Genomic DNA, 18,892 nt, shown 5'->3' on the forward strand with positions numbered 1-18,892 from the left:
ATCACCTGTTTATATGTTTGGTTTTTTTATATTTTTAGGTCTTTTTCTAAAATCAACCGGATATAAAAAGTTAATTTTTGGCGTAACTTCATTATCAAGTCTACTTGCTATGCTATGGCTTGGGAGAAGAGCTGCACTTCTGGGATGTTTTATAGCTTTTATAATCCTGCTTTTTTTGAGCAAAAAAAAATCTTTAAAGATACTTTCTCTTGGAATTCTACTTGTTCTTATTATTGTGACAATAGCTGTGCTTAACTCACCATATGGAAAAGATATTTTAATAAGGAGTGATAACGTTCAACTTTTGTTTTCAGGAGAATATGAAAAATTTGATGAGGCAGGATCATTAGGTCAAAGACTTTATGTGTGGCCAAAATATTTTAAAAAAGCTTTAGAACACCCCTTTTCTGGAACAGGCATTGCAAGAAGAGTTCAAAAAAGAGTTCTATCAACAACTGAATTGGGAGCACCATTAGAGCATTCCCATAATCTATTTCTCAATTTATGGCTTCAGGCAGGATTACATACATCATTAGTTTTTTTAACTTTCTATTTGCTATCTTTTTATAAATGTTATAATTTATGGAAGTTTTCTGGAGAAGATTATTTTATAGGAGGGCTTTTACTTTTTTTAATAGGGTTTTTCATTATGTCTTTTTTTGAAGGCCTTGAAGAAGGAACACGTTTTACAACTTTCTGGATAGCAAATGGATTAGCGTGGGGATATGCACAAAAACGCTCCTGATAAAGTAGCTTTATTTATTGATAATGCTGTTAACAGAAGGCACTATATACAATTAATTGCGTTAAAGAATGCTGGATTTGACGCTAAAGTCATTATTTTTAAAGATACTAAAATTGATTATCTTATCGTTAAAGGGCTAAAAGATATATATTTACTTCTTGATTATAATAGACAAGAAGCAGTTAAGAAGTTTTCTTTTAAATGTGCTTTGAATCTTTTAGAATTAATAAAGCAAGAAAACATTTCCATTATCCTGACTCAACGATGGAAAGTTTTAAAGTATTTGATTTTTTGTAAGTTTTTTAAAAAGAACCTGAAAATTATTCTTTATATTGTAGTGGCTGCAACCTTTCGAACTATTCGTAGACAAATACTGTTTAAGTTATTTAAAGCCAAAGTGAATAAAATTTTGGTGAACAGTGCTGATCTAAAAGAAGAATTGATCGCTCAAAAATTGACAATAGGAAAAGAAATTGATATATTGCATTCTGCGATTGATCCATCAGAATTTGAAATACCCATTTCTCAGAAAGAAGCAAGGCAAAAAATGGGATTTCCAGAAAATGATTTCATATTCGGGATGGTGGCGCGTTTTAGTAAAGAAAAAGATCAGCAAACTCTCATTTATGCTTTTAAAAATTTTTTAGATTCAGGCAATAAATCAAAACTTGTTCTTGTTGGAGATGGTCCTACAAAAAAAACATGTGAGGATCTGGCAAAAAAACTTGGCATAGGCAAAGAAGTCATGTTTACTGGCAGAATTGATCTAATGCAAATACCTGTTGTTCTCAGAGCTTTTGATGTTTTTGTGCATATTACATTACAGGAAGGAATGCCAATGGCTGTACATGAAGCAATGGCTGCCAGTCTTCCTGTTATCGCAACTGACGCAGAAGGTGTTCCTGAAATTTTTGATACTTCTCTGACAATGGGTTTTCTTGTTCCTAAAAAAAATGTAGAAGAACTAACAAAAGCTCTTTTAAAAATTTATTCTCTCTCTCATGAAGAAAGAAAAATCATGGGAGAAAATGCAAGAATGCGCTTAAATGAAGCTTTTTCCCCAGAACAGTTAGCACAAAAAATAGTGAAAATATTTAAAGACTTACTAAATGGTTAAAATTTTTATTTAAGATATTTATTGTGGTTAAACCATGCTGAAATCAAGAAAAGCTTTGTATATAATTTTTGGAACAATTTATTTTTCTCAGCCCTTTCTTCAACTATTCTAAAAAGTTTTTGTATATGTTTACTGTCCCATAATTTACATTCTATAACTTCTTCTTTGACTTTAAAATCTATGTTCTTTAAAAATTTATACGCATTGAAACCATAGGAATACTTTCCCAGAACGTCTGAATCAAGGTCTAATCTTTCTTTTAAAAGCCGACGCAGAGGAAGTTTATTTTTAAATCTTTTTCTATCAAAAAGACATTTTTCTGAAACCTTGCCCACATACTTTGCTATCTCTCTGTTAGTCCATGGTAAGATAAGGTTTATATCAAAAACCTCAGCAAAATTTCTCACTTTTCTTATTACTAAATCAAAATGAGCACTGGCCCCTCGAATATCATTCGATCGTAAATCAAAATAATCCCAATTTTTTCTTTCTTTATCCTCCTCTTTCCAATAAGGATAAATCTGGACAGCATCAGGATAAATCTTCTTTGCATCCCTATAAGTAAAACCTGTTAATCCCATCATTTTACATATCATCTCACAGCGAGTAAGAGCAAGTCTTTGCAGGATATTACCAGTTGGCAATTGTTCTGCAAGAGGCCTTAAAAATATAAACTTGGGATAGACTTTTTGTCTTTTGTATTCTACTGGTCTTGGAACAAGTCCAAAGTAAATATCGTTTCCACTCCCATCAATAATATTAGTGTCTTTAAAATCTATTAAAGTTGCATAAAGAGGATAAACAAGAGCGACCCCATCGAGGCATGGAAGAGATATATGCGTAAAATAATAGTCTATGACATCGAGAAGTTTCTTTTCAATTTTCGATGGCAAAGTAAGTTTTTGATGTTTAAAACCAAGTTTAGCCGCAACCTTGGAGGCTATTTCACTTTCATCTTTTCTATCTTTTGTGGATAAAGTAACACATGTTACCTTATTTTGTAGTCCTGCTTCAGCAAGAGCAAGAGCTATAGTGTTGCTGTCTTTCCCGAGACTCTGGAATAAAAATATTGGCTTTTCAGGAATTAGTCTATCAAAAACAGCCTTTGAAATAAGAGAAAGAAGATAATTAACATCAAGCTCAAGCTGTGGATTTCTTTCTGAATTGAAAAATGGGAATTTATTAAAAAATTCAAGTTCGATTTTCCCTTCTCTAGATGTTACATTAACTCTGTCACCTATATTAATAACAAAAATATTTTCATATATTGTCTTGGGCGTAAGAATAACACCTTTTTGGAGATAAAAAGAAAGACCTTCTGAAGAAATCGAAAGAGGTTTTTTTATGTCAGTAGAAGCTAAAAGTTCTTTTATATTGTCTGAATACAGTAAATATTTTTTATCAGAGTCAAGATATAAATAAATTGGTTTTTCTCCACCTACATCTCCTTCTATAATTTTAGGACAATCTGAAGAAGTTACTTTAGAAACCATATAAACATTTTCCCCCTTTTGCTATTGCTATTATAGCAATATTATAAATTATTTTATATCTTAATTTCTCAAAAAAACTAAGCCATTTATCAAAACAAAAGATAAAACAAAATAATTAACCTCTTCACTTACACTAATTAATGCCTTACCAGTCTTAGTCTCAGTTTAATTATGTTGGAATTTTTGACCTGGTAGAGGTAAAAAATGCCTATTTTTTGACATATAGCTTCTCATAAATTAAGATTTATAATAATTTTCATAATGGCATAGATTTTGATTTATTCTCGAGACAAAGGAGGCTACAATGAGTCCTAAAATAATAGTAATTCATTTGACAAAAGATATAAATAGATTTCTCGTATTGAACATATTGGCTGTTATGCTTATTTTATCTTGTATTCTTGTATTTGAAGGTTACGATAAAAAAGAAATGATTTTAGGTATTTTCATTGCTTTTACGTGTTCATTAATAATAAATTTGATTATAGGACGCGTCATAAAAAGAAAAATGGAAAAAATAATAAACTACTCTTTTGAAAAATTTGAAACACAGCTTTATGTTGATGAATTAACCTCGGTTTACAACAGAACTACTGGAATAAATAGATTGATAGAAGAGATGTCAAGAGCAAAAAGACATAAACAATCACTATCAATAGCAATGCTCGATATAGACAATTTTAAATTAATTAATGATACGTATGGACATCTTGTAGGAGATAGAGTCTTAAATCATATTGCACTTCAAATTAAAAATCTTATCAGGAAAAGTGATGTTGTATCAAGATATGGAGGAGAAGAATTTTTGATCATATTGCCTCAAACCGATGAAATAAACTCATTTATTGTATTAGAAAGATTAAGAGAACATATTGCAAAACAACCTGTTTCAATAGGAAATCAAGAGCTTTACATAACAGTAAGCATTGGAATAACAGAAGTTGATATAAATGACAGTTTAACCGATACGATACAGAAAGCAGATATAGCACTTTATCAGGCAAAAAGATCAGGAAAAAACAGAGTTGAGATTGCACCAAAGTACTTCAACGCAGAAGTCTAAACTGTTCTAAATACATCGATTTTACCTCTCCAGAATTCTTCTAATAAAGCTCGTATTTCAGGATATAACCTCAAATTTTTATCTTCAGCTAATAAAATTTCTGCTTCTTTCCTTGCAATTTCAAGACAAAATTGATCACGCAATAAATCAGCGACTTTTAAATCTGGCATCCCTGATTGTCTAACTCCAAAAACTTCGCCAGGCCCTCTTATTTTCATATCTTCTTCTGCTATTTTAAAACCGTCAGAATAGTTTACAATTGCCCTCAGTCTCAACTCCGCCTCTTCAGTTAATTTATAAGGCAGTAGTATGCATTTTGAAGGTCTTATACCTCTACCAACTCTTCCACGTAATTGATGTAACTGAGCAAGCCCAAATCTCTCAGCATGGATTATTATCATTAAAGTAGCATTTGGAACATCCACGCCAACCTCAATAACTGTCGTTGCAACAAGTATATGTATAATGCCATTACGAAACTTTTTCATAATTTCTTCTCTTTCTTTTGAAGACATTTTGCCATGAATGAGTCCAACACCGTATTCAGGGAAAAGCTTTTTTAAAGCTTCATATCCATGTGTTGCTGATTTTAAATCGATTGTTTCAGATTCTTCTATGAAAGGATAGACAATGTAAACCTGGCCACCGGACTTAATCTCATCATCAATCATTTTATATACTAATTTTTTATTTTCCGGTTTGATAACCTCTGTTAAAACAGGTTTTCTTCCTTTAGGAAGTTCATCAAGTATTGAATAATCAAGGTCTCCATAAACAGTAAGTGCCATTGTTCGCGGAATAGGAGTTGCTGTCATTACAAGAGTATCAGGATTAAGTCCTTTTTTTCTAATCGCTCCTCTTTGAACCACTCCAAATCTATGCTGTTCATCTATTACCACAAGCCCTAAATTTTTAAAACGAATATCTTCTTGAATTAATGCATGTGTACCAACCACCAGGTCTACAGCTCCTGACCAAATGAGATGGGAATACTTATTATATGATGATGTGAGTATGAGCACATTAACAGGAAGCCCTTTAAGTAATGAAGAGATATTTAAATAGTGTTGTTCTGCCAGTATCTCTGTTGGTGCCATCAACGCTGCCTGATATCCTGCTTCTATGGCAGCGAGCATTGCCGCAACAGCAACAACTGTTTTACCAGAACCAACATCTCCCTGAAGAAGCCTATTCATTGGCGTTGTTTTTTTCATATCATCCAGAATTTCTTTTATTACCTTTTTCTGCGCTGAAGTAAGTTCAAACGGAAGATTTTCAAAGAATTTTTTCAATAGCTTGCCTTCAGGATTGAAAGAAAGCCCTTTTTCATAAAATCTATTCTGTTTCATCAGGAGAATTCCAAGCTGTAGAAAAAACAACTCATCGAAAATTATTCTTCTGTGAAAAAGTGATATTTTTTCATTTAATAGCTTAATATCCATATCATTAGGAGGAAAATGTACATATTTAATGGCTTCTTTCAAATATGGAAAATTTAATTTTTTTAAAATACTTTCAGGTAAATACTCATCTATAAATGGAATTGCCAATTCTAAAGCAGACTGAATTATTGAATGCATCTGTCTCTGAGATAAACCTTCAGTAAGTCTATATATAGGAAGAATATTCTGATTTTGGTGATTTGAAATCTGATCTACCAATTCATACTCAGGATTTAGTATTTCTATATATTTTCCCCAGTAATCAACCTGAGTTTTTCCAAAAAGTTTTATCTTTTGTTTTTCTTTAAAAAGTTTTTTTAAAAAAATCTGGTTAAACCACTTTGCTTTTAGAAAGCCTGTTCCATCTGATATCACTATTTCTATAATTGATAGTTTAGTTTTTGTTTTGATTTCATTAATCTGAACTATCTTACCTTCCGCAGTAACAAATTCACCTGGTTTTATCTCAAAGATATTTTTTTTATTTCTTCTGTCTTCATACTGGTAAGGTAAATAATATAAGGCGTCTTTAACTGTTTCTATGCCTAATTTTCTAAGAAGACTTGCTTTTCTAGGACCTACGCCTTTTAGATATTGAATAGGAAGGGTTAACCCGTGAGTCAGCATTTATCTTGCTATTCATTTTTTTGCTTCTGACTGTTTTCTTTTAATGATTCTTCTGTTTCTTTAAACTTCATCTGGGTATACTCAGATTCACTTAATACATCAATACTCCAACCTGTTAATCTTGATGCCAGCCTTACATTCTGTCCCTTTTTGCCAATTGCTAAAGAGAGCTGGTCATTTTCAACAACTACCACTGCTGTTTTCTCGTTTTCATTGGTACCAACCTTAAGAACGGTTGCTGGAGTGAGAGCTTTTGCAATAAAAAAACTCATATCTTCACTATAAGGAATTATATCAATTCTCTCACCTTTTAACTCTCGAACAACAGCCTGAACTCTGGTTCCTTTCATGCCAACGCATGCTCCAACAGGATCTACTGAAGTATCCTTTGAGTAAACAGCTATTTTGGTTCTTTCTCCAGGGTCTCTTGCAATACCTTTTATTTCAACTATTCCATCTTGAATCTCGGGTACCTCTAAATTAAATAACCCTATTACAAAATTAGGATGCGTTCTTGAAAGTTTTATTACTGGTTCCTTTATCGCCTGTTTTACTTCATATATGTATGCTTTTACTAAATCTCCTCTTTTTAAATTATCCTGTGGAAGTATCTCTTTTTCCGGGAGTATAGCCTCTGCCTTACCCACAAGGATATAAAAATTGCCCTTTTCCTTTCTAAGCACTGTTCCGCTAACAATATTACCAACTTTATCTTTAAATTCTTCATAAATAAGAGATCTTTCAATTTCTCTTATTTTCTGAAAAAGTACATGTTTTGCAGTTTGCACCGCAATTCTTCCAAAATCTTGAATCGATAAAGGAACTTCTACTGTATCACCAATCCCCTTATCTACATAGTTTTGTTGTGCCTCTTCAATTGAAATTTCTGATGAAGGATCGGTAACCTGCTCCACTACTTTTTTAATTTCAAAAATATTAATATCAAAACTTTGAGGATCAATCTTTATTTTAATTGAAGATTTATTACCATATTTTTTTCTTATTGCGGAAATAAGAGCTGTCTCAAGAAGCTCAATAACAGCATCTTTGTTAATCCCCTTTTCTCTCATTATCTGTTCTACTAAAAATTTAAGTTCTTTTCCCATAAAACTACCCTATATAAATTTGTGCTTTCAGTATTTTATTAAAAGGAATAAATAAAAGTTCGGTTTTTTCTTTTTTCTTAATTCCTTTTATTTTTGGGTTATAAATTTCTATTCTCACCCAGTCATCTCCTGCTTCAAGGATTTTACCTATAAAAAAAGTTCGGTCTGCTATTTTTTCTTTTGTAGTAATCTGTACATTTCTTCCTATATTTCTTAAAAAATCTCTCTTATCTTTAAGAGGTCTATCAAGACCTGGAGATGAAACCTCAAGAGTATAAGAGCTGTTTATTGGATCCTCAACATCCAGGATAGCTTCTATATCTCTTGAAAAATGTTCACAATCTTTTATGGTTACTCCTCCTTCTTTATCAATAAAGATTCTTACAATTAATCCCCTACCCCCGGGATATATTTCTACACTACGAAGTTCAACTCCCTCCTGTTCACTTACTATAGTTGCATAATTTGTTATTATTTCTTTTAATTCTTTAAAATTCATCTTATGATTATTCAAAATAAAAGAGTGGGATAACCCACTCTTTTGAAGAAGTTTAACATTTTTAGATAGTTTAAAGCAACACCAGGAAACATCCCGGTGCTGCTTTTGTAGTTACTCCTTATAAAACTATTTTTTCTCAGGAGCTTTTTCAGGAGCTTTTTCAGGAGCATTTGGAGCTTCAGGAGCTTTTGGAGCCTCAGGAGCTTTTGGAGCCTCAGGGCCTGGTGCAGGAGCTGGTGCTGGTGCAGGAGCTGGTGCTGGTGCCTCTGCTGGTTTCTGCTCCTCAGCCTTTTTGCATCCTAATGCAAAGCTAAAGGATACCATTAGAATTAAAGAAAGTACTAATGCCAATAATTTTTTCATCTTATTTAGTCACCTCCTTTCTACTTATTTTTAAACTAAAAACTGAAATCCCTTTGATTTATTTTTTTACCATTGGTTTTATCTTTTTGTCAACTCTTATCAATTATTACTATTTCACCGCTACTTTATGGCCTGTAAGATTGATAATTAACACAACTAACGCTATAATAACAAGGGCTAAAATTACCGCAGCTCCTGCATCTCCTGCTACTTTTAATTCATCAATCTTCAAAGCAAGCTCGTGAATTGTCTGTTCATCAAGTGTAGAAAGTCTATCCATAATCTCTTTTTCAGAATAGCCTAAATCTTTAAGTCTCTGTGATATAACTTTCATTTCAAGAGTTTTTTGAATTTTTTCAATGTCCTGAGTTTTTGTGTTAAGTGTTAAGTCAGAAGGAATAAAAGCAGCACCTGCAGACTGAACCATTCCGATTGTCAAGATTGCTACTGCTAAATAAATAACAAGAAATTTCTTAAACATAACCATACCTCCTTATATGCTTTTTACAACCAATATGGTTGATTTGTTTAATATAAAGCATTTTATTCATATTGTACTTTCAGTTTTTGGATTTTTTCAATTGTATCCTCATAAATTTTAACTTTATCAGCATTATTTTTTTCAATTTCGATTGCTTTTTTTACTAATTCTTCAGCTTCATCAAGATTTTTTCTTTGTAAACAGTAAACCCACGCAAGATTATTATAAGCATCAGCAAGTTTATCGTTTTTTCTGATTGCTTTTTTATAATATTCTTCAGATTTATCATAATTATTTTTATTCAAATAAAGATTACCAAGAAAAAGAAATCCCTTTGCATCTTCTTTGGATGCTTCTTCATAATGTTTTATAGCATCTTCAATAAGCCCCTTTTTTTCATAACTAAGTCCGAGTTGAAGATGTTCTTGAGGCGTTAAAGGGTCATGTAAAACAGCAATGCTTGGCATGCTGCAGCCTGTTATTATAAGACAGCCTATTATCAGGTATTTAGATAACATTGACTAACATTATATCATAACTTTTACTCAAATTCAACGCCACGAAATTGTTGGGATAGAGTAAAATATTTTGCTCTATCCCAACAAAGGCTTTATAGAATCAAATTTTTCAAAAATGGAATGTCAGTATGCCAGAGATAGGAAAAATGACAAAATTAGAAGAAGCACTTGAAGAGTTTATAATAAGCGTAAGTATAGAGTTTCATAAATCTTACAACTGTAAACTTCGCACTGAATCTGAAAACAATCTATTTTCTTGAAAGATTAAGTATCTATAAATTTTTTAAATAAAAGGGACGCATTTGTTCCACCGAAACCGAAGGAATTACTCATAGCATATCTTACTTGTTTTTTTCGTGGTTTATATGGAACATAGTCAAGATCACATTCAGGATCAGAGTTATCAAGATTAATGGTTGGAGGAACGATATCCTCATAAATACTCAATATGGTGAAGATTGCTTCAACTCCACCCGCTGCACCAAGAAGATGTCCTGTCATTGATTTTGTTGAACTGACAGAAAGTTTATAAGCATGTTCACCGAAAACTGTTTTGATGGCTTGGGTCTCAAGTTCATCTCCCTGTTTTGTGCCCGTTCCATGTGCATTTATATAATCTACTTCCTCTGGAGATATACCAGCGTCATTTAGTGCCATTTTCATACAGGATGCTCCACCTGTTCCAGCTGGTGCAGGTGCGGTGATATGATAGGCATCTGAACTCATTCCATATCCAACGAGTTCTGCATAAATTTTAGCTCCTCTTTTGATTGCGTGTTCAAGTTCTTCGAGGATAATAATACCAGCTCCTTCACCCATGACAAATCCATCTCTGTTAAGATCAAAAGGTCTGCTCGCTTTTTCTGGTTCATCATTTCTGGTTGAAAGAGCTCTCATAACTGCAAATCCTGCAATAGCCATAGGTGTAATAACAGCTTCTGCTCCTCCTGCGATAATTACATCCGCATCTCCATACTGAATCATTCTGAAGGCTTCACCGATTGAATGATTACCTGTAGCACAGGCAGTTGTTACTGCAAGAGTTGGTCCCTTTATTCCATATCTTATTGATATCTGTCCGGCAGCAAGATTAACAATCACCATTGGAATAAAAAAAGGACTTACACGTTTCCAGCCTTTTTCAAGCAATATCCTATGATAGTATTCAATAGCCGGCAGTCCACCCATTCCAGAACCAATAACAATTCCTGTTCTTTCAGCATTCTCAGGAGTAATTTTCAGCATGGAATCCTCAAATGCCATATGAGTAGCAGCAACTGCAAAATGTATGAATCTGTCCATTTTCTTTACTTCTTTAAGTTCAATATAATTGGAGGGATCAAATCCTTTTACTTCAGCCGCGATTCTCACTGAATAATCACTTACATCAAAATGAGTGATATATCCAACTCCTGATTTACCTTCAATAACAGCCTTCCATGAAGACATCAAATCAAGACCGAGAGGGGAAACCATTCCCATCCCGGTAACAACAACTCTTCTTTTAGCCATAAACTATTATGCCTGATCTGTTTTGTTTTTTATGTAGTCAATTGCGTCTTTTACTTTAGCAATTTTTTCAGCATCTTCATCAGGAATCTCAATACCAAATGCCTCTTCAAACGCCATAACTAGCTCAACAGTGTCAAGTGAGTCTGCTCCAAGGTCTTCAACAAATGATGCCTCCGGTGTTACCTGAGAAGCCTCAACTCCAAGCTGCTTTGCTATGATTTCTTTTACCTTTTCTTCTACCATTACTTACCTCCCTTTTCTTTTTTATACGTACATTCCGCCATTTACATGAATAACCTGACCGGTTATATATCCTGATTCTGGCAAAGCCAGAAATATTATAGCATTTGCAACATCCTCAGTTGTGCCAAATCTTCCAAGAGGAATCATTCTTAACATCTCCTCTTTAACTTTTTCAGGTAACTGCTCTGTCATGGCTGTCTGAATAAACCCAGGTGCAACTGCATTCACAGTAATTCCTCTTGATGCATACTCTTTTGCAATAGTCCTGGTTAAAGCTACAAGCCCAGCCTTTGATGCTGAATAGTTAACCTGGCCTGGATTACCCATAAAAGCAACAACAGAGGCTAGATTTATAATTCTACCATATTTTATTTTTGACATAATTTTAACAGCTTCTCTTGAGCATAAAAAAGCTCCTTTTAAATTAATGTTAAGCACAGCATCCCATTCTTCATCTTTCATTCTTATTAAAAGATTGTCTCTCGTTATACCTGCATTGTTTACCAGAATCTCTATTTTGGAAAATTTTTTAACAGCTTCATCAAAAAGTTTTTTTACATCATCTGATTTAGAGATATCAGCTTTTATCCCAAGTGTTTCAACTCCATACCGGCTTTTAATTTCCTCTGCTACTGTCTCAGCATTGCCTCCATTTATATCAACAATTATTATATTTACGCCTCTTTTGGCAAACTCTTCGGCAGTTGTTCTACCTATTCCTCTTGAAGAACCTGTTATTATTGCTGTCTGTCCTTTCATGAAAACCTCCTTATGCATTATTCAGAAAATCAAATTATAAAAAAATTTTATCTAAAATTTCTACTCCTGAAATTGACCGGTGAACTATTGAAGCTAGTAATTCTAAATATGTATGATATAATATTACTTATGCCTTACATTGGAATCGATATAGGTGGCACTAATATTAAAATTGGAGTAATATCCACAGACTGGGAAATCATTAAAATATCTAAATGTCCAACCGGTAATAATCCTTTTGACTTAATCTTACAGGAAATAAATAACATTTTAAATGAATATAATATTGAAGGAATTGGTATTGGCATAGCTGGCCTGGTGGATACAGATGGTAATGTTATTAAAGCTGCCAATATACCCTTTTTTAACAATTTCCCCTTACATAAAGAATTGGTAAACAGATACCATTTAAATCTAAAAATAGAAAATGATGCAACAGTAGCAACAGTTGCCGAAGCTTTATTTGGAGAAGGCAAAAACTGTAACAGATTTATTATGCTTACTCTTGGAACAGGAATTGGAGGAGGATTGTGGTTTAATGGAGAAATTGCCCCGTTTCCAATGGAAGTTGGACATATAAGCATTGATTATCATGGAAAATCATGTAGTTGTGGTAATGCAGGATGTTTTGAAATATACGCTTCAGCAAGAGCTATAAAAGATAGTTTAATATGGAACATTGAAAACAGCAAGGAACTTTCCATTAAAGAACTCTACGGAGGCAATTTTTATAAACTAACATCAGAAGACATATATAAAATGGCAATGGAAGGCGACCCTCTGTGCAGAAGTGTTCTTAAGGAAGCAGGAAAAGCTTTAGGAACAGGAATGGCAAATTTAATAAACATTTTCGGTCCTGAAAAAATCATATTAACAGGAGGGCTTTCCAATGCTGTTAACATTTATCTTGAAACAGCAATTCAGGAAGCTAAAAAAAGAGCAATGAAAGGGCTTGCTGAAAATACTGATATAGTTCAATCATCACTGGTTGATAAAGGCGGGATATTAGGTGCTGTTGCAATTCTGAGAAATCAGGATGAGATAAAACTTTGATGCAAAAAATAAGAAATTTTTCAATCATTGCTCATATAGATCATGGTAAATCAACTCTTGCTGATAGACTTCTTGAAATTACTGGTGCTGTTAATTTAGGTGGCAAAATGGGGCAGATTCTTGATTCTATGGACCTTGAAAGAGAAAGAGGCATTACAATTAAAGCTCATGCTGTAAGATTACACTACAAAAGTCAGGATGGTCAAACATATATTCTGAATCTTATTGACACACCAGGTCATGTGGACTTTTCCTATGAAGTATCACGATCTCTTGCATGCTGTGAAGGCAGTCTTCTTGTGGTTGATGCAACACAAGGAGTAGAGGCTCAAACTGTTGCAAATGCTTATCTTGCAATAGAACACAACCATGAAATAATTCCTGTAATAAATAAAATAGACCTTCCTCAAGCTGATCCTGAAAAGGTTAAAAAACAAATAGAAGATATTCTGGGAATAAGTTCTAAGGAAGCGATACCGGCTTCTGCAAAGGAAGGAACTGGTGCAAGAGAGATTCTGGAAGCAGTTGTAAAAAAAATACCTCCGCCAAAAGGTGATCCTGAAGCACCGCTTCGGGCTATGATATTTGATTCATGGTTTGACAACTATCTCGGGGTTATTGTTCTTGTGCGAGTTTTTGATGGAATAATCAAGCAGGGAATGAGGATAAAATTCTTTGCAACTCAAAAGGAGTATGAGGTTCAGAGACTCGGTATTCTCACTCCACTTCCTAAGGATATTGAAAAGCTCACAGCAGGAGAAGTTGGATTTATCATAGCTGGAATAAAGAATATTGCTGATACAAAAATAGGAGATACAATTACTGATGCAGGCAATCCTGCAAAGCAACCACTGCCAGGCTTCAGAGAAGTTAAACCAATGGTATTCTGTGGACTCTATCCAACAGAAACTCATCAGTATGAAGAGCTAAAACTCAGTCTGGAGAAACTCAGACTTAATGACTCGTCATTCTTTTTTGAACCGGAAACCTCAGCAGCTCTTGGTTTTGGTTTTAGGTGCGGTTTTTTGGGATTACTTCATATGGAAATCATTAAAGAACGTCTGGAAAGAGAATTCAATCTTTCCCTTATAAGCACCGCACCCACTGTAAGATATAAAGTTGTCGATAAGAATGAAGAATATCTGATTGATAGCCCGAGCAAAATGCCAAAACTCTTTGAAAGAATTGAAGAACCCTTTATGAAAGTTTCAATAATCGTTCCAGAAGAATTTGTGGGAGAAATTCTCAAACTCTGCCAGGAACGAAGAGGAATTCAAAAAGAATTCTCATACATAACAAAAGACAGAATTCTTCTTGTTTATGAAATGCCTTTGAATGAAATTCTCTGGGATTTTTACGATAAACTAAAATCACTTTCCAGAGGATATGCATCAATGGATTATGAGTTCAGTGGATATCGACCTTCTGATCTTGTAAAGCTTGATATTCTTATTAATGGGGAACAGGTGGACGCTCTGTCAGTTATTGTTCATAAAGACAAAGCTTACTATAAAGGTCGTGCAATAGCTCAGAAATTAAGAGAAGTTATTCCAAGACAGCTTTTCGAAGTTGCCATTCAGGCAGCTATTGGTGGCAAAATTATAGCAAGGGAAAGCATTGCTCCATTGAAAAAAAATGTTCTTGCAAAATGTTATGGAGGCGATGTAACAAGAAAGAGAAAATTGCTTGAAAAACAGAAGGAAGGTAAAAAAAGAATGAAGCAGATAGGACGGGTTGAAATACCTCAGGAAGCATTTCTTTCAGTTTTAAAAGTTGAGTAAGGAGAGAAAATGACAGGCAAAAAAATTCTTGAATACATAAAAAGTATCGGTATCGCTATATTAATCGCTCTGTTTATAAGAGCATATATTGTTCAGGCATTTAAAATACCTTCCGGATCAATGATTCCAACTCTATTAATAGGTGATCATCTTCTTGTAAATAAATTTATTTATGGAGTAACACCTCCGCTTTCAGAGAAAAAATTTTTAGTTCTGGACAAACCTGAAAGAGGAGACATAATAGTTTTTAAATATCCTGAAGATCCAAGTAGAGATTTTATAAAAAGGGTTATAGGAGTCGGTGGAGATACTGTGGAGGGGAAAAACAAAAAAATTTTTGTTAATGGGATTGAGATTAAAGAACCATATGTCAGACATACTGATCCCAGCATTCACCCAAGAGATCTTGACCCAAGAGATAATTTTGGACCTGTAAAAGTACCTGAAGGAAAGCTCTTTGTAATGGGAGATAACAGAGACCAGAGCTACGACAGTAGATTCTGGGGCTTTGTTGATTTGAAGGCTGTAAAGGGTAAAGCGCTTATCATATACTGGTCATGGGACAATGATAACAACAAGCCAAGACTTCAAAGAATTGGTAAACTTATAAAGTAATGTTTACGGGAATTATTGTTGAAGTTGGAATGGTTTATGAAATTCAGAAATTTGCTCAAGGAGCAAGAATAAAAATATTTTCAAAAAAAGTTGTACCCCGTTCAAATCCTGGTGATAGCATTTCTGTTAATGGAGCCTGTCTTACTGTTTCTGAGATAGATAAATCAAAAAGTATCTTTTCTTTTGATGTATCCCATGAAACACTGGATAAAACAACACTTGGCATGCTAAAAAAAGATGATCCTGTTAACCTTGAACCAGCTCTCACACTTAATACTCCACTTGGTGGACATCTTGTAAGCGGTCATGTTGAAGGAGTTGGCAGAATAAAAAAAATTGAAAGCATCGGAAATGATTTAAAAATAGAAATTAACGCTCCTGAAGACATCCTCAGATACTGTATAAAAAAAGGTTCAATTGCTGTAGATGGAGTCAGCCTTACAATTGTTGACCTTTTTTCAGATTCCTTTACAGTAGTTATAATTCCTCATACTGCAAATACAACAACAATAGGAGCAAAAAAAATTGGAAGCTCAGTTAACCTTGAATCTGATATAATTGCCAAATATGTAGAGAAATTTGCAAATCAAGCACCAAGAGATAAGGAAGATAGGTTTATAGAAAAACTGAAAAATTATGGATTTATTTAAGCAGGAGGAACAATGAAATTTATAGTTCTTGCTGGTGGTTCAGGAACAAGGCTATGGCCTCTTTCAAGACAAAACTTTCCAAAGCAGTTTTTAAAACTTCCAACTTCAACTAACCACGAAAATGAAAGTTTTTTTCAGAACACATTGAAAAGACTCTGTCTTTATCCTGAAGTGCATATTTTTGTCATAACAAATGAAAAATATAAATTTTATGTAATCAATCAAATAGAAGAAATATCAGATAAACTGAAAAATAAACCTGAAATAGAGCTTGTTTTTGAACCAGCATCAAAAAATACAGCACCTGCAATTGCCCTTGCCATAAAATATGCACTAGAAAAAGGAGTTTCTCCAGAGGAAGTCTTCTTTGTATGTCCATCAGATCATCTAATTAAACCAGATGAAAGATTTATTGAATACATAAAAGCTTCTAAAGAAGTTGCTCAAAAAGGATATATCGTAACATTTGGGATAAAACCATCCTGCCCTGAAACAGGCTATGGCTATATAAAAGTCAAAACAATTTCAAAAATAGAACCATTTTATAAAGTCGAAAAATTTGTTGAAAAACCGGATATTGAAACAGCAAAAAGATATGTTCAGTCAGGAAATTATTTCTGGAACTCCGGTATATTCGCCTTCAGAGCTGACACAATAATTGAAGACTTCAAAAGATATACTACTCAATTAGGTGAATTTTTTGAAAAATCATATGAAGATGTACTGAAAAATTTTCAAAATCTTGAGGATATATCCATTGATTACGCCATTATGGAAAAAACAGATAAATCAGCTTTAGTTGAGCTTGATGTATTATGGTCTGATATAGGTTCATGGGAAAGTCTTTATGATATCCTTGATAAAGATGAACATGGTAACGCAATAACAGCCAGATCAATAAATATAAATACAACGGGAAGTCTCATTGTTGGCACTAAACGATTAATCACAACACTGGGTCTTGAGGATGTAATAGTTGTTGAAACAGAAGATGCTCTGCTTATTGCCAGAAAAGGTGAATGTCAGAAAGTTAAAGATATTGTAAAAATTCTCTCTGATAAAGCAATGCCTCAGGTTAAAGATCATCTCACAGTTTATAGACCATGGGGAAGCTATACTCTTCTTGAAGAGGGATTAAGATATAAAATAAAGAGACTTACAGTAAAACCTGGAGAAATGTTATCCATGCAGATGCATCATCATCGCTCTGAACACTGGGTTGTTGTAAAGGGAACCGCAAAGGTAAAGATTGGTGATGGAGAAATATTTGTTCACGAAAATGAGTCAGTGTATGTGCCCAAAAGTACTCTTCACAGACTTGAAAATCCAGGTAAAATACCATTAGAGATAATAGAAGTTCAGGTAGGAGAATATGTAGAGGAAGATGATATAAAAAGAATTGACGATATATATGGAAGAGAGAATCTTTAGAGAGTATGACATAAGAGGTATTTATGGAAAAGACCTCACAGAAGAGATTTCCTGTTTAATTGGGAAAGCCTTTGTCTCTTTAGCATGCAGGGAACTCAAAAGAAAACCTGAAAAAATCTCAATTGGAATGGATGCAAGGCTTTCATCTGAATGCCTGAAACAGGCATTAATGCGAGGAATTACAGAATGCGGAGTGAATGTTGTGGATATAGGGCTTTGTCCAACACCACTTCAGTATTTTTCCCTTTTCAGACTTTCTCTTGATGGTGGAATAATGGTAACAGGAAGTCATAATCCGCCTGAATTCAATGGATTTAAACTGAGCATCGGTAAGGATACTATTCATGGAGAAAAGATAAAATCATTAAAACAGATTATTGAAAAAGAGGATTTCATTAGCTCTCCTGTAACAGGTCAAGTAGAACAATACAATATAATGAATGACTACATTGAATATATGTTAAATCAATTTTTATCTTTCAAAGGAATAAAGGTCGTTCTGGATTCTGGAAATGGCACAGCAGGTATTGTTGCGCCTGTTATTCTAAAAAAACTCGGCGCAGAAGTGATAGAACTCTACAGTGAACCTGATGGTAGATTTCCAAATCATCATCCTGATCCCATTGTTCCTGGTAATATCATAGATTTAAGAGAAACGGTTTTAAAAGAAAAAGCACATCTAGGGATTGGTTTTGATGGTGATGCAGACCGCATAGGAGTAATTGATGAAGCAGGAGATGTGGTATGGGGTGATAGGCTTATGATTATATTTGCAAGAGATATCTTAAAGGAAAATACCGGAGCAAAAATAATTGGAGAAGTAAAATGCTCAAATTTAATGTATGAAGAAATCCAAAAAATGGGCGGTGTAGCAATTATGTGGAAAACAGGGCATTCTCTTATAAAGAGAAAAATAAGAGAAGAAAAAGCCCTACTTGCAGGTGAGATGAGCGGGCATATATTTTTTAATGATAGATATTTTGGATATGATGATGCCATCTACGCATCTTTGAGACTTGTTGAAATATTAAAAAAATCAGGCGAACCATTTGGATTAAAAAAATTTTTTAAAGATTTAAAAAAAGTGTACAGCACTCCTGAAATAAGAATCGACTGCCATGATGAACAAAAATTCATGATTGTGGAAAAAATCAAGGAATATTTTAAAGAATTTGAATGCAATTTTATAGATGGAGCAAGAATAAATTTTCCAAATGGATGGGCTTTAATAAGGGCTTCCAATACTCAACCTGCACTGGTTATAAGATTTGAAGCTGAAACAGAAGATGACCTTGAAAATATTAAAGATCTTGTTCATCAAAAGCTTTTTGAAGTATTTCAAATTTCTAAAATTTTATGATATACTTAAAAACTTTGTTAACAAGAGGTTCTTT

The 18,892-nt window shown here is 33.6% G+C and carries 20 protein-coding genes; 10 read left to right on the forward strand and 10 right to left on the reverse strand.

The annotated features are described in order from the left end of the window. The first annotated feature begins 13 nt into the window (after nt 1–13). Nucleotides 14–745 (forward strand): O-antigen ligase family protein, encoded by a 732-nt coding sequence (locus tag G581_RS12150; RefSeq protein WP_169368371.1) that lies wholly within the window; start codon nt 14–16, stop codon nt 743–745. Then, nucleotides 726–1,862 (forward strand): glycosyltransferase family 4 protein, encoded by a 1,137-nt coding sequence (locus G581_RS0103695; RefSeq protein WP_028844661.1) that lies wholly within the window; start codon nt 726–728, stop codon nt 1,860–1,862. The genes G581_RS12150 and G581_RS0103695 overlap by 20 nt, the downstream gene beginning before the upstream one ends. Before the next feature lie 5 nt (nt 1,863–1,867). Here the strand turns inward: G581_RS0103695 and G581_RS11555 are convergent, their stop codons facing one another. After that, nucleotides 1,868–3,355 (reverse strand): asparagine synthase-related protein, encoded by a 1,488-nt coding sequence (locus G581_RS11555; protein ID WP_028844662.1) that lies wholly within the window; start codon nt 3,353–3,355, stop codon nt 1,868–1,870. Nucleotides 3,356–3,659: 304 nt separating this feature from the next. On the opposite strand from G581_RS11555, the gene G581_RS10490 reads away from it, so the two are divergent. Further along, the gene (locus tag G581_RS10490) at nt 3,660–4,418 is read left to right on the forward strand and encodes a GGDEF domain-containing protein (RefSeq protein WP_051178788.1); all 759 of its coding nucleotides are present in this window, start codon (nt 3,660–3,662) and stop codon (nt 4,416–4,418) included. Here the strand turns inward: G581_RS10490 and recG are convergent. The 6 genes from recG to G581_RS0103735 form a co-directional block, all read right to left on the reverse strand. Beyond that, a complete protein-coding gene (gene recG, locus G581_RS0103710) occupies nt 4,415–6,487 on the reverse strand; it encodes an ATP-dependent DNA helicase RecG (protein WP_028844663.1) in 2,073 nt (690 codons plus the stop codon). The genes G581_RS10490 and recG overlap by 4 nt on opposite strands. Before the next feature lie 8 nt (nt 6,488–6,495). Beyond that, a complete protein-coding gene (gene nusA / locus G581_RS10495; RefSeq protein WP_038064931.1) occupies nt 6,496–7,593 on the reverse strand; it encodes a transcription termination factor NusA in 1,098 nt (365 codons plus the stop codon). A 4-nt stretch (nt 7,594–7,597) separates the two neighbouring features. Next, complete coding sequence (locus G581_RS10500; protein ID WP_051178790.1) at nt 7,598–8,092, reverse strand: ribosome maturation factor RimP; 495 nt, start codon at nt 8,090–8,092, stop codon at nt 7,598–7,600. Between the two features lie 126 nt (nt 8,093–8,218). After that, complete coding sequence (locus tag G581_RS0103725; RefSeq protein WP_028844665.1) at nt 8,219–8,455, reverse strand: hypothetical protein; 237 nt, start codon at nt 8,453–8,455, stop codon at nt 8,219–8,221. Between the two features lie 109 nt (nt 8,456–8,564). Further along, complete coding sequence (locus G581_RS0103730) at nt 8,565–8,936, reverse strand: PA2779 family protein (RefSeq protein ID WP_028844666.1); 372 nt, start codon at nt 8,934–8,936, stop codon at nt 8,565–8,567. Between the two features lie 62 nt (nt 8,937–8,998). Continuing rightward, a complete protein-coding gene (locus tag G581_RS0103735) occupies nt 8,999–9,403 on the reverse strand; it encodes a tetratricopeptide repeat protein (protein ID WP_051178792.1) in 405 nt (134 codons plus the stop codon). Nucleotides 9,404–9,582: 179 nt separating this feature from the next. Between G581_RS0103735 and G581_RS12325 the strand changes: the two genes are divergently transcribed. Further along, nucleotides 9,583–9,714: a hypothetical protein gene (locus G581_RS12325; RefSeq protein WP_275574435.1), complete on the forward strand. Its 132-nt coding sequence runs from the start codon at nt 9,583–9,585 to the stop codon at nt 9,712–9,714. Between the two features lie 4 nt (nt 9,715–9,718). On the opposite strand, the gene fabF is transcribed toward G581_RS12325, so the two are convergent. Genes fabF through fabG form a run of 3 tightly spaced genes read right to left on the reverse strand, consistent with a single transcriptional unit; the run spans nt 9,719 to nt 11,968 of the window. Then, on the reverse strand, nt 9,719–10,966 hold the full coding sequence (fabF, locus tag G581_RS0103745; RefSeq protein ID WP_028844668.1) for a beta-ketoacyl-ACP synthase II: 1,248 nt from the start codon (nt 10,964–10,966) through the stop codon (nt 9,719–9,721). 6 nt (nt 10,967–10,972) lie between these two features. Continuing rightward, on the reverse strand, nt 10,973–11,209 hold the full coding sequence (gene acpP, locus G581_RS0103750; protein ID WP_028844669.1) for an acyl carrier protein: 237 nt from the start codon (nt 11,207–11,209) through the stop codon (nt 10,973–10,975). A 21-nt stretch (nt 11,210–11,230) separates the two neighbouring features. Beyond that, complete coding sequence (gene fabG / locus G581_RS0103755) at nt 11,231–11,968, reverse strand: 3-oxoacyl-[acyl-carrier-protein] reductase (protein WP_028844670.1); 738 nt, start codon at nt 11,966–11,968, stop codon at nt 11,231–11,233. 129 nt (nt 11,969–12,097) lie between these two features. Between fabG and G581_RS0103760 the strand changes: the two genes are divergently transcribed. From G581_RS0103760 to G581_RS0103785, 6 genes are read left to right on the forward strand one after another with little or no spacing between them, the layout of a single operon-like run. Further along, the gene (locus G581_RS0103760; protein ID WP_156875195.1) at nt 12,098–13,021 is read left to right on the forward strand and encodes an ROK family protein; all 924 of its coding nucleotides are present in this window, start codon (nt 12,098–12,100) and stop codon (nt 13,019–13,021) included. Continuing rightward, on the forward strand, nt 13,021–14,802 hold the full coding sequence (gene lepA / locus G581_RS0103765; protein ID WP_028844672.1) for a translation elongation factor 4: 1,782 nt from the start codon (nt 13,021–13,023) through the stop codon (nt 14,800–14,802). Before G581_RS0103760 ends, lepA begins: the two co-directional genes overlap by 1 nt. A 9-nt stretch (nt 14,803–14,811) precedes the next feature. Next, nucleotides 14,812–15,417, forward strand: coding sequence for a signal peptidase I (gene lepB / locus G581_RS0103770; protein WP_028844673.1), 606 nt, complete (start codon nt 14,812–14,814; stop codon nt 15,415–15,417). Beyond that, the gene (locus G581_RS0103775; protein WP_028844674.1) at nt 15,417–16,067 is read left to right on the forward strand and encodes a riboflavin synthase; all 651 of its coding nucleotides are present in this window, start codon (nt 15,417–15,419) and stop codon (nt 16,065–16,067) included. Before lepB ends, G581_RS0103775 begins: the two co-directional genes overlap by 1 nt. 12 nt (nt 16,068–16,079) lie before the next feature. Further along, nucleotides 16,080–17,498, forward strand: a complete 1,419-nt coding sequence (locus G581_RS0103780; RefSeq protein WP_028844675.1) for a mannose-1-phosphate guanylyltransferase/mannose-6-phosphate isomerase — start codon at nt 16,080–16,082, stop codon at nt 17,496–17,498. After that, the gene (locus tag G581_RS0103785) at nt 17,467–18,858 is read left to right on the forward strand and encodes a phosphomannomutase/phosphoglucomutase (protein WP_239639023.1); all 1,392 of its coding nucleotides are present in this window, start codon (nt 17,467–17,469) and stop codon (nt 18,856–18,858) included. The genes G581_RS0103780 and G581_RS0103785 overlap by 32 nt, the downstream gene beginning before the upstream one ends. Nucleotides 18,859–18,892 lie beyond the last annotated feature (34 nt).

Source organism: Thermodesulfovibrio thiophilus DSM 17215 (assembly GCF_000423865.1).
Taxonomy (GTDB): domain Bacteria; phylum Nitrospirota; class Thermodesulfovibrionia; order Thermodesulfovibrionales; family Thermodesulfovibrionaceae; genus Thermodesulfovibrio; species Thermodesulfovibrio thiophilus.